This window comes from Streptomyces sp. CA2R106 (genome assembly GCF_037034245.1).
GTDB lineage: Bacteria > Actinomycetota > Actinomycetes > Streptomycetales > Streptomycetaceae > Actinacidiphila.
Genome location: NZ_JBAGKC010000010.1, coordinates 1 through 12520, shown reverse-complemented (window position 1 = coordinate 12520; position 12520 = coordinate 1). Strand labels below are relative to the sequence as shown.

Here is a 12520-nt window from a genome sequence, read left to right as displayed (position 1 = left end):
CGCGACCATGGAAGCAGGGCACCACCCCCGCCCGCTCCCAGGCTGGCCCTGGCTCCTGACGCACGACGAACGGAGTACGCACGTGACGAACGACGCCCCCGCCCGCCCGGCCCCGGGCAGCGAACCGGCCGCAGGCGAGCAGACCGGCACCGCCGACCACGCGGCGACCGACCGCGAGATCGCGGTCGTCGAGGAGTGCAGCGCCCACAACTACCACCCGCTGCCCGTCGTCATCTCCGCCGCGGAGGGCGCGTGGGTGACCGACGTCGAGGGCCGCCGGTACGTCGACATGCTCGCCGGGTACTCGGCGCTCAACTTCGGCCACGGCAACCCGCGGCTGATCGCCGCCGCCAAGGCCCAGCTGGACCGGGTGACGCTCACCTCCAGGGCCTTCCACCACGACCGCTTCGCCGAGTTCTGCCGCGGGCTGGCCGAGCTGTGCGGCAAGGACATGGTGCTGCCGATGAACACCGGGGCGGAGGCGGTGGAGACCGCGGTCAAGACCGCCCGCAAGTGGGGGTACCAGGTCAAGGGCGTGCCGGACGGCCGGGCGAAGATCGTCGTCGCCGAGGGGAACTTCCACGGCCGCACCACCACCATCGTCAGCTTCTCCACCGACCCCGAGGCCCGCGCGGACTTCGGCCCGTACACCCCGGGGTTCACGGTCGTCCCGTACGGCGACCTCGACGCGATGCGGGCCGCGGTCGACGACGACACCGTGGCGGTGCTGATCGAGCCGATCCAGGGCGAGGCGGGGGTGCTGGTGCCCCCGCCGGGCTACCTCGCCGGGGTGCGGCAGCTCACCGCCGAGCGCGGGGTGCTCTTCGTCGCGGACGAGATCCAGTCCGGGCTGGGCCGTACCGGCCGCACCTTCGCGTGCGAGCACGAGGACGTGGTGCCGGACATGTACGTCCTCGGGAAGGCGCTGGGCGGCGGGGTCGTACCGGTCTCCGCGGTGGTCGCCTCCCGCGACGTGCTCGGCGTCTTCCACCCGGGCGAGCACGGTTCCACCTTCGGCGGCAACCCGCTGGCGTGTGCGGTCGGCATCGAGGTCGTGGCGATGCTCCGCACCGGGGAGTACCAGCAGCGGGCCGCGGAACTCGGCGACCTGCTCCACCGCGAGCTGGCGGCCCTGCGGTCCGACGGCCTGCTCACCGCGGTACGCGGCCGCGGGCTGTGGGCCGGGCTCGACGTGGACCCCTCCCTCGGCACCGGCCGCGCCCTCACCGAGCGGCTCCTCGAGCGCGGCGTCCTGGCCAAGGACACCCACGGCTCCACCATCCGCCTCGCTCCCCCGCTGACCATCACCGAGGACGACCTCACCTGGTCCCTGTCCCGCCTCCGCGAGGCCCTTACCTGACCAGACCCCGCCCCCCTCACCAGAGCAGCCCCGCCACCTCCCGGCACAGCGGGTCAGCGGGGGGTGGTGATGAGGCGGAAGAGGGGGCGGGGGAGGTGGCGCAGGGCGGACATGACCGGGCGGAGGCGGCCCGGCACCCAGATGATTTCGGAGCGGCGGCGCAGGCCCGCCTCGATGGCCTCGGCCACGGCCTCGGGGGTGGTCGCGAACGGCGCCGCGGGCAGGTGCGCGGTCATCCGTCCCCGGACGAATCCGGGCCGTACGGCCATCACATGCACCCCGCAGGGGTGGAGCGCGTCCCCGAGCCCTTGCGTGAACGCGTCGAGCCCGGCCTTGCTGCTGCCGTAGATGAAGTTCTCCCGCCGGGCCCGCTCGCCGGCCACGGAGGAGAGCACCACGAGCGAGCCGTGCCCCTGCCGCTGGAGCGCGGCGCCGCAGACCAGCGACGCCGAGACCGCCCCGGTGTAGTTGGTCGAGGCGACCCGCACCGCGGACAGCGGCTCCTGCTCGTCGCGCGCCTGGTCGCCGAGCACGCCGAAGGCGACCAGCACCATGTCGATGTCGCCCTCGGCGAAGACCTTCCCGAGGACCTCCTCGTGGCTGCCCGGGTCGAGCGCGTCGAAGGCGGTGACGTGCACGTCGGCGCCGAGCGCCGACAGCTCGGCCGCGGCGGCGTCCAGCACGGGGGAGGGCCGCCCGGCCAGGTGCACCCGGCGGGTCCTGCGGGCGATCAGCCGCCGCGCGGTGGCCAGCCCGATCTCCGAGCCGCCGCCGAGCACCAGCAGGGACTGGGGAGCCCCGAACGCGTCCTTCATGAGCGCACTCCCAACGTCACAGCGCGAGCCGCCGCGCCAGGTCCGAGGTGATGGCGCCGCGCGGGTCGTAGCGGGCGCGCAGGGAACGGAAGTCGTCCAGCCGCGGGTACATCCGGGTGAGCGTCTCCGGGCGCAGCCGGGAGTCCTTGGCGAGGTAGACCCGGCCGCCGGCGGCCGCGACCTCCTCGTCCAGCTCGTCCAGCAGGGTGCCGAGGCCCGGCAGCCGGGCGGGGAGGTCCAGCGCGAGCGTCCACCCGGCCATCGGGAAGGAGAGCCAGCCCGGATCGCCGGCCCCGAACCGCTTGAGCACCGCGAGGAACGACGGGCAGCCGCGGGTGCTCAGCCGCCTCACCACCGAGCGCAGCGTCTCCTCCTGGCCGTGCCCGACCACGAACTGGTACTGGACGAAGCCGGACCGGCCGTAGACGAGGTTCCAGTCGGGCAGGCCGTCCAGCGGGTGGAAGAACGAGGCGAGCTTCTGCAACTGGCCGCGGCGCTCGCGGGGCGCCTTGCGGTACCACAGCTCGTTGAAGAGCCCGACGCTGGTGCGGCCAAGCAGCCCGTCGGGGGCGGGGCGCGGGGCGGCCGGCAGCCGGCGCGGGCGGAAGGCGAGCGGGTCGCGGCGGGCCCTTTCCGGCAGCGCCGCCAGCGGTGCGTGGTCGCCGCGGGTGAGGACCGCCCGGCCGGTCCGGGCGCCGCGGGCGAGCAGGTCGATCCAGGCCACCGAGTAGCGGTAGCGGTGGTCGGTGGCGGTCAGCCGGGCCATCAGGTCGTCCAGGTCGGTGGCCCGCTCGGTGTCCACGGTCATCAACGACGTCTCGACCGGCAGCAGTTGGAGGGTGGCGGCCAGCACCACCCCGGTCAGGCCCATGCCGCCGGCGGTCGCCCAGAACAGCTCGGGCTCGGCCTCGGGGGTCACCAGCCGGGTCTCGCCGTCGCCGGTCAGCAGCTCGAAGGCCCGTACGTGGCGGCTGAAGGAGCCGGAGACGTGGTGGTTCTTGCCGTGGATGTCGGCGCCGATCGCGCCGCCGACGGTGACGTACCGGGTCCCGGGGGTGACCGGCACGAACCAGCCGAGCGGCAGCAGCACCTCCATCAGCCGGTGCAGCGAGACGCCCGCGTCGCAGGTGACCACGCCGCCCACGGCGTCGATCTCGTGGATGCGGTCCAGCGCGGTCATGTCCAGGACGGCGCCGCCGGCGTTCTGGGCCGCGTCGCCGTACGCCCGGCCCAGGCCCCGGGCGATGGCGCCGCGGTCGTCGCAGGCCCGTACCGCCTCGACGGCCTCCTCGTACGTACCCGGGCGCAGCAGCCGGGCGGCGGTCGGGGCGGTGCGTCCCCAGCCGGTGACGGAGGTGGTGGCCGGCGCGAGCGGTACGGGCATGCCGGTGAACGTACCGCCGGGCAACCCGAAGGAGTGCCCTCTTGGGTGAGGTTCGGTGGGAAATGCGGCTTTTCTCACCGTAACGGGCGATCGGTAGGGATAAGGGCGGTGGCCGCACGGTAGGGATTCACAGTCCGATGGCCGAATCGTATGACTCGCGCGCCGTGTGGGGCCGTACGGGGCGTGCCTGCGGTCCGGCCGCGCTCCGGCCGCGCTCCGACCGGAGGGGACGCGACGAGGAGGGTGCGGCACGGACGGCGTGGGGGCGGGAAACCCGACGGAGGAAACGAGGAGGTGCGGCCGGTGCTCCGCCCGGATCACGTGTTCCGCCCGGACCACGACCTGTTGGCCGTGCTGCGCGGCTGCGGCCGCCGGCCCGGCGCCGCCGCCGCGGCCCGCGGCCTGTCCCTGGCCGGCGAGCACGGCGCGGTCTGGCTCGCCGCCGGGCTGACCGGCGCCGCCGCCGACCCGGCCCGCCGCGGCGCGTGGCTGCGCGCCACCGCCCTGGTCGCCGCCGCGCACGCGGCGAGCATGGCCGTCAAGCGCGTGGTGCGCCGCCCCCGCCCCCAACTGCCGCCCGGCGCCGCGCCGCTGGTGCGCACCGCCGGCCGGCACAGCTTCCCCAGCTCGCACGCCGCCTCCTCCGCCGCGGCCGCGCTCGCCTTCGGCACGCTCGTCCCCGCCGCGCCGCTGCGCCCGCTCGCCGCCGCGGTCTGCGTGTCCCGGCTGGTCGCGGGCGTCCACTACCCGACCGACGTCGTCTTCGGCGCGCTGCTCGGCGCGACCACCGCCCGCCTGGGGCGGGACTGGACCCACAGGGGTGTGCGATGAGTGAACCCGCCGTCGTCATCGAGCAGCCCGCGCCGCCGGTGCTCGCCGCGCCCGGCACCGGCTGGACGCTCGCCACCGGCCTGCTGCGGGCCGCCCGCCCCCGGCAGTGGATGAAGAACGGGCTGGTGCTCGCCGCGCCCTTCGCCGCCGCCCGGCCGCTCGGCCTGGACGAGGCGATACGGCTGGCGGCCGCGCTGGCGCTCTTCGTCGCCTGCTCGGCCGCGGTCTACCTGATCAACGACGCCCGCGACGCGGAGGCGGACCGGGCGCACCCGGTGAAGTGCCGCCGCCCGGTCGCCAGCGGCCAGGTCCCGGTCCCGGCCGCCTACACCGCCGGCGCGCTGCTGGCGGTCCTCGCCCCCGCCCTCGCCGTGCCGGCCTGCAACGGCCACACCGCGGCGCTGCTGGCCGCCTACGTGGCCATGCAACTCGCCTACTGCCTGCGGCTGAAGCACATGCTCGTGGTCGACCTGGTGATCGTCACCACCGGCTTCCTGATGCGCGCCATGGCCGGCGGGCTCGCGCTGGACATCGCGCTGTCGCGCTGGTTCCTGATCACCTCCGGTTTCGGCGCGCTGTTCATGGTCGCCGCCAAGCGGTACTCCGAACTGGTCCTGGTCTCTGAGCGCGACGGCGACCTGACCGCCACCCGTGCGCTGCTGGGCGAGTACACCATCGGCTACCTGAGGTTCGTGTGGCAGCTGGCGGCGGGCGTGGCGGTGCTCGCGTACTGCCTGTGGGCGCTGGAGAGCAGCGGCGGCGAGCACGGGCTGCTGCCGTGGCGGCAGTTGTCGATGGTGCCCTTCACCCTGTCGGTGCTGCGCTACGCGGTCTTCGCGGACGCCGGCGCGGCCGGTGAACCCGAGGACGTGGTGCTGCGCGACCGCCCGCTGCTGGTGATCGCGGTGGCGTGGAGCGCGCTGTACGTGCTCGCGGTGGTCAATTCGTGAGGCGGGACCCGGCGGGGGCCGGCGTACGGGGCGGTGCACGGGTCGGGGTACGGGGCGGCGTACGAGGCGGCGTCGGCCCGGAGCTGCTGGGCTTCGCGCTGGCCGGCGGCGCCGCGTACGCGGTGGACCTCGGGCTGTTCGTGTGGCTGCGCGGGCCGGGCGGGGCGGGGCCGCTGACCGCCAAGGCGCTGTCGTTCCTGGCCGGCTGCTCGGTGGCGTACGCCGGCAACGCGCTGGGCGCCTACCGCGGCCGGGCCCGGGGCGGCCGGGCCCGCAGGTTCGGCGCCTTCTTCGCGGTGAACCTCGCGGGGGCGCTGGTGCAGCTGGCGTGCCTCGGCTTCTCCCACTACGTCCTCGGCTGCACCTCCGCGCGGGCCGACGTTGTCGCCGGGGCCGGGGTCGGGATGGCGCTGGCGACCGCGGTGCGGTTCTGGGGGACGCGGACGCTGGTGTTCGGCTCCGCGCCTCACCCGGACGGGGGAGCGGCGGACCGTGCGGGCGTGCGGGCGGCGGGGGAGGGTAACCGCCCGACATGGACTGGCTGACCCGGCTGCCGTGGATCGGCCCGCGGATCGCGCGGGCGATGCGCACCCACGCGTGGCGGGCGTTCGCGCACCTCCAGACGGTGCACTGGACGCGGCTGGCGGCCGCGATGACCTTCACCAGCTTCCTCGCGCTCTTCCCGCTGCTCGCGGTGGTCGCCGCGGTCGGCGCCGCGACCCTGTCGCAGCGGCGGCTCGACAAGCTGGAGCACCGGATCACCGAGCAGATCCCTGGGATCGCCGACAAGCTCGACATCAACAGCCTGGTCGCCAACGCCGGCACCATCGGCATCGCGGCCTCCGCCGCCCTGCTCTTCACCGGCATCAGCTGGGTCGGCTCGCTGCGCGGCTGCCTGCGGGCGGTGTGGCTCAAGGACGACGAGGAACGCAACCCGGTCACGGCCAAACTCTCCGACGGCGGCGTCCTGCTGGGCCTGGGCGGCGCGGTACTGGTCTCGCTCGCCGCCTCCGGGTTCGCCACCGCCGCCGTCAACTGGACCGCCGACCGGATCGGCCTGGACCACCACGGCCCGGGCCGGGTGCTGCTCGCCGTCGTCGGCTACGTCCTGGCGGTCGTCGCGGACTTCCTGATCCTGCTGTACGTGCTGACGCTGCTGCCCGGCGTCGACCCGCCCCGCCGCGCCGTCGCGGTGGCGGCGCTGATCGGGGCGGTCGGCTTCGAGGTGCTCAAGATCGCGCTCAGCGGCTACCTGCGGGGCGTCGCGGGCCGGAACGTCTACGGTGCGTTCGGCACGCCCATCGCGCTGCTGCTGTGGTTCAACTTCATGGCGAAGCTGCTGCTGTACTGCGCCGCGTGGACCGCGACGCAGTACGGCGAGGTGAGGCCGCCGGGCGGGGCGGGCCCGTCCGGGGTCAGTGCTTCCGGAGACCGCGAGGGCGCTTCGCCCGCGCCTGGCCCTGACGCGGGCCCTGCTCCTGGCTCTGCTCCTGACGCTGCTCCTGGCCCTGTTCCTGATCGGGAGCCCGGCGCTGAGCCGGCGCCGACACCGGGGTCGGGCTCGCACCGCTGGCGGCCACCGCGGACGGAAGCGGACGGCGGCGGCGTACGACGATGATCACCGCGGCGAGCAGCACCAGCGTCGCGGCGGTGATCCCGGCCGCGGTCCACAGCCCGCGCGAGGACGAGGAGGCGGCCACCGGGGCCGCTGCCGCGGTGGACCGGGGCGTGGCGGAGGACGGCTGCGCGCTCGCCTTGCTCGCGGCGACCTGGCTCAGCGGCGGCACCAGGGTGCCGACCGGCTGGACCGTGGGCGCCGCCTTGAAGCCCCAGTCCAGCAGCGAGGCCGCCTCGCGGTAGACCGCGTTGTGCCCCGACTTCGGGTCCGGGTGCATCACGGTGACCAGCAGCTTGCGGCCGTCGCGCTGGGCGACCCCGGTGTAGGTGGCGCCGGCGTTCGTGGTGTCGCCGTTCTTCACCCCGGCGATGCCCTGGTACGGCTTCAGGTCGTAGTCACCGCTGAGCAGGCGGTCGGTGTTCTGGATCTGGAAGGACTCCCGGACCTTGCTCGGCTGGCCCTTCTTGGGGTTCTTGACCTTCTTGTAGTCGCCGGGGAACTGCGCGGTGAGCGTCGAGCAGTACTCGCGGAACTCGGGGATCTGGAGCCCGGCGCGCGCGAACAGCGTCAGGTCGTAGGCGCTGCTGGCCTGGCCGGGCATGTCGTAGCCGTCCGGGGAGACCACGTGGGTGTCGTCGGCCTGGAGTTCGCGGGCCTCGGCGTTCATGTCGGCGACGGTGGCCGGGACGCCGCCGTTCATCGCGGACAGCACGTGCACCGCGTCGTTGCCCGAGCGCAGGAAGACCCCGAGCCACAGGTCCTTGACGGTGTAGGTCAGGTTCTCCTTGACCCCGACCAGGCTGCTGCCCTCGCCCATGCCCTTCAGGTCCGACGGCACCACCTTGTGCACGGTCGACGCCGGCAGTTTGGGTATCAGCATGTCGGCGAGCAGCATCTTCAGGGTGCTGGCCGGGGCGAGCTTCCAGTGGGCGTTGTGCTCGGCCAGGATCTCGCCGGTCTCGGCGTCGGTGACGATCCAGGAGCGCGCGGTGATGCCCTTGGGGAGCGCGGGCACGCCGGTGGCGGCGTTGACCTGGGTGCCCGGCAGGCTCAGCCGGTCGCCGCCGACCTTCGACATCACCGACGGCGGACTGGGCGTCTTCGCCGTCGCGGGGGCGGCCTGCGCGGTGCCGGCCAGCACGCTCCCGCCGAGCAGGAGGGCGGTCAGGGACGCCGCGGACGCTTTCAGGGCTGAGGAGACTGTGGTGGCCACCCGCAGAACGTACCCGGCCCGGCCGTCCGCCCGCGCCCCCGGGTGCCGGGAGCGCCACGTGACCCTTCGCACGCCCGCCGCCCGCAACCCCCTCCCCCCGGCCGCCGTCGACGTCCGGACTCCGCCCATACTGGTGCGTATGAAGCTCAGCCGCCGCGTCTCCTGGTTCCTGGTCGCCTTCGGGGTGTGGTCCTGGATCGTCTGGACGACCTTTGTGAAGAACCTCTGGAAGGACACCAGCGGTCTCGCCTTCCACCACGGTGACCACTCCCACCCCACCGCGTACTTCTGGATCCACCTCGCCCTCGCGATCACCTCCACGGTCCTGGGCACCGTGATCGGGGTCCTCGGCATCCGCTCCCTGCGCACCCTCCACCGCACCCCCGCCGCCCCCCAGCCCACCCCGCCCACCCCGTCAGCGGACGAGCCCCAGCAACCGGCCACCACCCGCTGACGCGAAACCGCCGGCCGCGCTCACGCGTAGCAGGAAAGCAGCTCGTCGAGTGTCCAGACCGTCGCGGTCACTCCGGAAGTGCGGGCCAGGTAGCGGTCCCGCTCGATCAGGATGTTCAGATCGCCGCAGCCGAGCTGGTTGCAGGCGTGCTCGATCAGGGTGCTTCCGGTGCGGCCGCCGTTGATCAGCGACTGCAAGTGAGCGGCGTTCCACTCCACCTCGTTGAGTGCCCACGGAGCTTCTCCGTCGACGACCGCGCGCAGCATCGCCGCGAAGAGCTGGGCACAGGCACGCCGCTGACGGCCGTCGGAGAGTTGGGCTATGTGGTTGCCGGTCTCGATGATCGCAGTCACCGGAAGCAGCAGGTCGCAGTCACGCGCATGGCATTTGGCCTGGTATTCCTCGACCACCTTCGCGTGGTCCTGGCACTTTCCAGGGATCTTCAGCAGGTTGCAGAGGATGGAGGTGTCGACGAACTCGACCCGGCGTGCCATGCGTCACCCGATTCCCAGCAGCCGGTTGAACTCGGTGTAGTCGCGATCGCGGCGGGGGCGCGTCTCGAGGCGCCCTCGCGTCACCACCTCGCCGAGCGAGCCGGCCGCCATGGCCGCCGGGTAACCCTCCAGTTCGGTCAGCCGGGTCAGGCGGCTGGTCCCCTCGTCAGGATCACGCCAGCAGACGACGACACCCTCGTGGTCCTCGGCGTCGAGTGCGGACAGCAGCGCCGGGCTGTGTGTGGTGATCAGCACCTGAGCTCTGCTCGCCGCCCCGGTCTGGCGGACCAGTTCGAGTACCTCCGACGCCTGGGACGGGTGGAGGCCGTTCTCCAGTTCCTCGATCACGAGCATCAGGGAGCGTTCGTCCTCTTCGGTGGTCGAAGGCCCCAGGTCCAGGCCGCCTCCACCGGTGAGAAGCGAGGTGGTGATGGCCAGGAAGCGGAGCATCCCGTCGCTCATCTCACGGGCCGGCGTGAGGCCGAGCGTGCCCTCGTTCAGGGCGATCATGACGTCGCCGAGGTCGGACCGGGTCACCGCGAGCGTCTCGATCTCGTGGTCCGCGAGGCCGCGCAGCAGTTCCACCAAGCGCCGGAAGAGGCGCTGGTCGGTGCGCTCGATGTTGCCCACCGCGGCGGACAGGTTCTCGGCGGTACGGCGCAGGTTGCTGTCGCGGGAGGGGACGTACTGGCGCATGAGGTGGGGGACGGGGTCGAGGTGGAAGACGCCCTCGAGCGTCGAGATCATCGTCTCGGCGCACCACACGCTGTCCCTCCCGCCCACCGTCACCGGCGTCACCCGCAGGGGCAGTTGCGAGGTCAGCAGCCGGGAGCCGCGGAACCTCACGTTCGGATCGCGGCCCTTCTTGCCGTTGTGCCAGGTCGCCCACAGGTCGCCGACCTGAGGGTTCGCCTCGCCGCTGACCAGGACGGGCTGGTGTCCTTTCGGGGTCGGCCCGGACAGGCGCTCCGCGATGATCTGCACCTCGGGCTCGACCTGGACGGTCACGTCGAGGCGGATCGGTCCGCGTTCCGTCCGCACAGTGCATCCGAGCGAGAAATGGTCGGAGCCGTGCGGAGCGCATCCGGTCAGCCCTCCGCGGACGGCGCCCTCCGGACCACGGCGGCTCTCCAGCGCCTCGGTGATGTCCTCGCCACGGGCGAGCCGGGACAGCACTTCGAGGCCGTCGAGCGCATTGGACTTCCCGCTGCTGTTGCGGCCGATGAGTGTGGTCAGCGGTGCGAGCGGGAGGACCTGGTCGCGGAAGCTCTTGAACGCGGTCAGCCGCACCTCTTCGATACTCCGGGCGGTCACCTGGGAAGTCACACGACTCAAGCTACCTCAAGTACCCGCGGCGACCGTTTCCGTAGCCGGTCGTAGCCGGGGAGACGCGCGGTGCTCAGCCGAACGCCGAACGCCGAACGGTCGGCGCGGTCAGCGCGGTTTGCGGGGGAGAGGGGACTTGCCGAGGGTGGGGAGGACGAAGTCCTGGATGAGGGCGGTGGCGTCGCGGACCAGGGGGCGGAAGACGCGGTAGCGGGACAGGGAGATCAGGCGCGCCACCAGGGGGGTGGAGCGGCGGACGAACTCCCGGGTGCGGGCGGTGTGCTCGGTGCGGTCGAAGACCCAGTAGAGGACGACGACCATGAGGTGCAGCCAGAGCAGCTCGGGCAGGAGGCCGGCGAGTTCGGTGTCGAGCTTGGGTGCGAGGTCGGACCCGGCCAGGACGTCGCCGAAGAGGGCGACGGCGGTCTCACGGGCCGGGTGCGACTCGCTGGAGAACGGGCTGAGCGAGCTGTCGGGGTCGGCGGCGGTCCGGAAGAACTGCGCGGCGAACTCGTGGTAGTCCGCCGCGCAGTCCAGCCAGGAGGCCAGTGCGGTCTCCAGGCGCCGGGCGAAATCCCGCTCCCCCTCCATGCGGGATGCCGCGTCGCGCGCGTGCTCGCGCGTCATCAGGTCGTAGAACCCCTGGATCAGGAATTCCTTCGACTCGAAGTAGTAGTAGGCGTTGCCGACCGAGACCCCGGCCTCCTGGGCGATGGCCCGCATCGTGGTCTTGTCGTAGCCGCGCTCCTGGAACAGCCGCATCGCCGTGTCGAGGATGGCCGCGCGGGTCTGCTCGCTCTTGCCCGTCTTCGGCCTGGCCCGGCCGCCGGGCAGCGGCTCCGCCTCGCCCGCGGCGGCGGCTTTCGCGGTGGTGCGGTCGTTCGTGTCCTCCACCCGGGTGAGCCTATCCGGGGCCGGGCCCGCACCCGTCCGCGCAGGGCCCGCCGGGTGCCGGCGGCGGTGCCGCGGTCGGCGCAGGCGCAGGCGTAGACGGGGGCGCAGGCGGCAGCGTCGGCGTCGGTACCGGCGCCTGGGACCAGCCGGTGACGCGGTCGTACGTCCAGCCGGGCGCCATCCCGTACGTCGCCTTCGGCCGCGCCGGCGGGCGGGCGGCCCGGGAGTGGACGGCGGCGCCGCGGTACTTCGCGGCACCGAGCACCGCGGCCCGGGCCATCCGCCGCCCGGCGGGACGGGTCAGGGTGTGCGCGAGCCGCCGCTGCCCGGCCAGCGCCCACAGGCAGACGATCCAGGCGCTGTCGCCCCGGTAGAGCTGCCCCCGGTCGCCGACCGCGGTGACCTCCCGGGCCGTGGCGGCGTGGTCCAGTGCCGGGAAGCGGCGCCGGGCCTCGGCGGAGCCGGTGGGCACCAGCGAGATCGGGACGAGTTGCCGCTGCCGGGCGAGCCAGCCCGCGACGAAGGCGCACAGCGCGCAGTCCGGGTCGTACAGGACGGTCAGCGCGCGCAGCGGGAGGCGGCCGGCCGGGGTGCGGGGGGCCATCTCAGGCACCGGCGGGCTCGGGCGCCCACGCGGTCGGCGTGGTGTCGTCCGGGTCGACGGGCGGGAACTGCTCCCGGTCGCTCAGGCCGCGGCGCCGGAAGCGGTTGAGGACGTAGACGTTGCCCAGGTGCATCGCGCCGAGCACCAGCAGGACGACGCCGAGCTTGACCGACAGCGCCTCGAAGACCCCGCGGGCGTTGTCGATGTCGTCGCCGGTCTTCAGATACAGCGCGACGAAGCCGAGGTTGACCAGATAGAAGCCCACCACCAGCAGGTGGTTGACCGCGTCGGCCAGTTTCTCGTCGCCGTGCAGGACGTCGGACAGGAAGAGCCGGCCGTGGTGGCTGAGGGTCCGGGCCACCCAGACCGTCAGCGTGACGCTGACCGCCAGGTAGATCACGTAGGCGAGGACGGTGAGGTTCATGGTGCGTTCCACCCCTGGAAGAGCGTTGTTGAACCTGTTCAAAACTCTCTGACAGTAAGGATGCTAGACCTGTTTTTGAACGTGTTCAAGCTCGGGTCGCCCCGTAAGTAGGGGGAGTTGGGGACGCGGAAGGGCCCGGCGTCCCATGAGGGG

13 protein-coding genes and 1 pseudogene are annotated in these 12520 nt (G+C 73.3%); 6 read left to right on the top strand and 8 right to left on the bottom strand.

Annotated features, from left to right (window positions below):
- The first annotated feature begins 178 nt into the window (after positions 1–178).
- Positions 179–1360: an ornithine--oxo-acid transaminase gene (rocD, locus tag WA788_RS16805; RefSeq protein ID WP_335978517.1), complete on the top strand. Its 1182-nt coding sequence runs from the start codon at positions 179–181 to the stop codon at positions 1358–1360.
- Between the two features lie 53 nt (positions 1361–1413).
- Here the strand turns inward: rocD and WA788_RS16800 are convergent, their stop codons facing one another.
- Complete coding sequence (locus tag WA788_RS16800; RefSeq protein ID WP_335978115.1) at positions 1414–2175, bottom strand: decaprenylphospho-beta-D-erythro-pentofuranosid-2-ulose 2-reductase; 762 nt, start codon at positions 2173–2175, stop codon at positions 1414–1416.
- A gap of 16 nt (positions 2176–2191) precedes the next feature.
- Positions 2192–3559, bottom strand: coding sequence for an FAD-binding oxidoreductase (locus tag WA788_RS16795; RefSeq protein WP_335978114.1), 1368 nt, complete (start codon positions 3557–3559; stop codon positions 2192–2194).
- 303 nt (positions 3560–3862) lie between these two features.
- On the opposite strand from WA788_RS16795, the gene WA788_RS16790 reads away from it, so the two are divergent.
- From WA788_RS16790 to WA788_RS16775, 4 genes and pseudogenes are all read left to right on the top strand, one after another.
- The gene (locus WA788_RS16790; protein WP_335978113.1) at positions 3863–4390 is read left to right on the top strand and encodes a phosphatase PAP2 family protein; all 528 of its coding nucleotides are present in this window, start codon (positions 3863–3865) and stop codon (positions 4388–4390) included.
- Positions 4387–5340 carry a decaprenyl-phosphate phosphoribosyltransferase gene (locus tag WA788_RS16785; protein WP_335978112.1) on the top strand — a complete coding sequence of 318 codons (954 nt, stop codon included), beginning with the start codon at positions 4387–4389 and terminating at the stop codon, positions 5338–5340. Before WA788_RS16790 ends, WA788_RS16785 begins: the two co-directional genes overlap by 4 nt.
- 83 nt (positions 5341–5423) lie before the next feature.
- Positions 5424–5885, top strand: coding sequence for a GtrA family protein (locus tag WA788_RS16780; protein WP_335978516.1), 462 nt, complete (start codon positions 5424–5426; stop codon positions 5883–5885).
- Positions 5873–6847: pseudogene (locus WA788_RS16775) on the top strand (YihY/virulence factor BrkB family protein); the annotation flags it as partial. The gene WA788_RS16780 and the pseudogene WA788_RS16775, both read left to right, overlap by 13 nt.
- Here WA788_RS16775 and WA788_RS16770 read toward each other — a convergent pair.
- Positions 6756–8171 carry a D-alanyl-D-alanine carboxypeptidase family protein gene (locus WA788_RS16770; RefSeq protein WP_335978110.1) on the bottom strand — a complete coding sequence of 472 codons (1416 nt, stop codon included), beginning with the start codon at positions 8169–8171 and terminating at the stop codon, positions 6756–6758. The pseudogene WA788_RS16775 and the gene WA788_RS16770 overlap by 92 nt on opposite strands.
- 139 nt (positions 8172–8310) lie before the next feature.
- On the opposite strand from WA788_RS16770, the gene WA788_RS16765 reads away from it, so the two are divergent.
- Complete coding sequence (locus WA788_RS16765) at positions 8311–8625, top strand: SCO4848 family membrane protein (RefSeq protein ID WP_335978108.1); 315 nt, start codon at positions 8311–8313, stop codon at positions 8623–8625.
- Positions 8626–8645: 20 nt separating this feature from the next.
- Here the strand turns inward: WA788_RS16765 and WA788_RS16760 are convergent, their stop codons facing one another.
- From WA788_RS16760 to WA788_RS16740, 5 genes are all read right to left on the bottom strand, one after another.
- Entirely contained in the window at positions 8646–9119 is a 474-nt protein-coding gene (locus WA788_RS16760) for a hypothetical protein (protein WP_335978106.1), read from the bottom strand.
- Positions 9120–9122: 3 nt separating this feature from the next.
- Positions 9123–10445, bottom strand: a complete 1323-nt coding sequence (locus WA788_RS16755; protein WP_335978104.1) for an AAA family ATPase — start codon at positions 10443–10445, stop codon at positions 9123–9125.
- A gap of 108 nt (positions 10446–10553) precedes the next feature.
- A complete protein-coding gene (locus WA788_RS16750; protein WP_443034049.1) occupies positions 10554–11339 on the bottom strand; it encodes a TetR/AcrR family transcriptional regulator in 786 nt (261 codons plus the stop codon).
- Between the two features lie 10 nt (positions 11340–11349).
- On the bottom strand, positions 11350–11943 hold the full coding sequence (locus WA788_RS16745) for a thiol-disulfide oxidoreductase DCC family protein (RefSeq protein ID WP_335978102.1): 594 nt from the start codon (positions 11941–11943) through the stop codon (positions 11350–11352).
- Position 11944: 1 nt separating this feature from the next.
- Positions 11945–12367, bottom strand: a complete 423-nt coding sequence (locus WA788_RS16740) for a hypothetical protein (RefSeq protein ID WP_335978100.1) — start codon at positions 12365–12367, stop codon at positions 11945–11947.
- Positions 12368–12520: the final 153 nt, after the last annotated feature.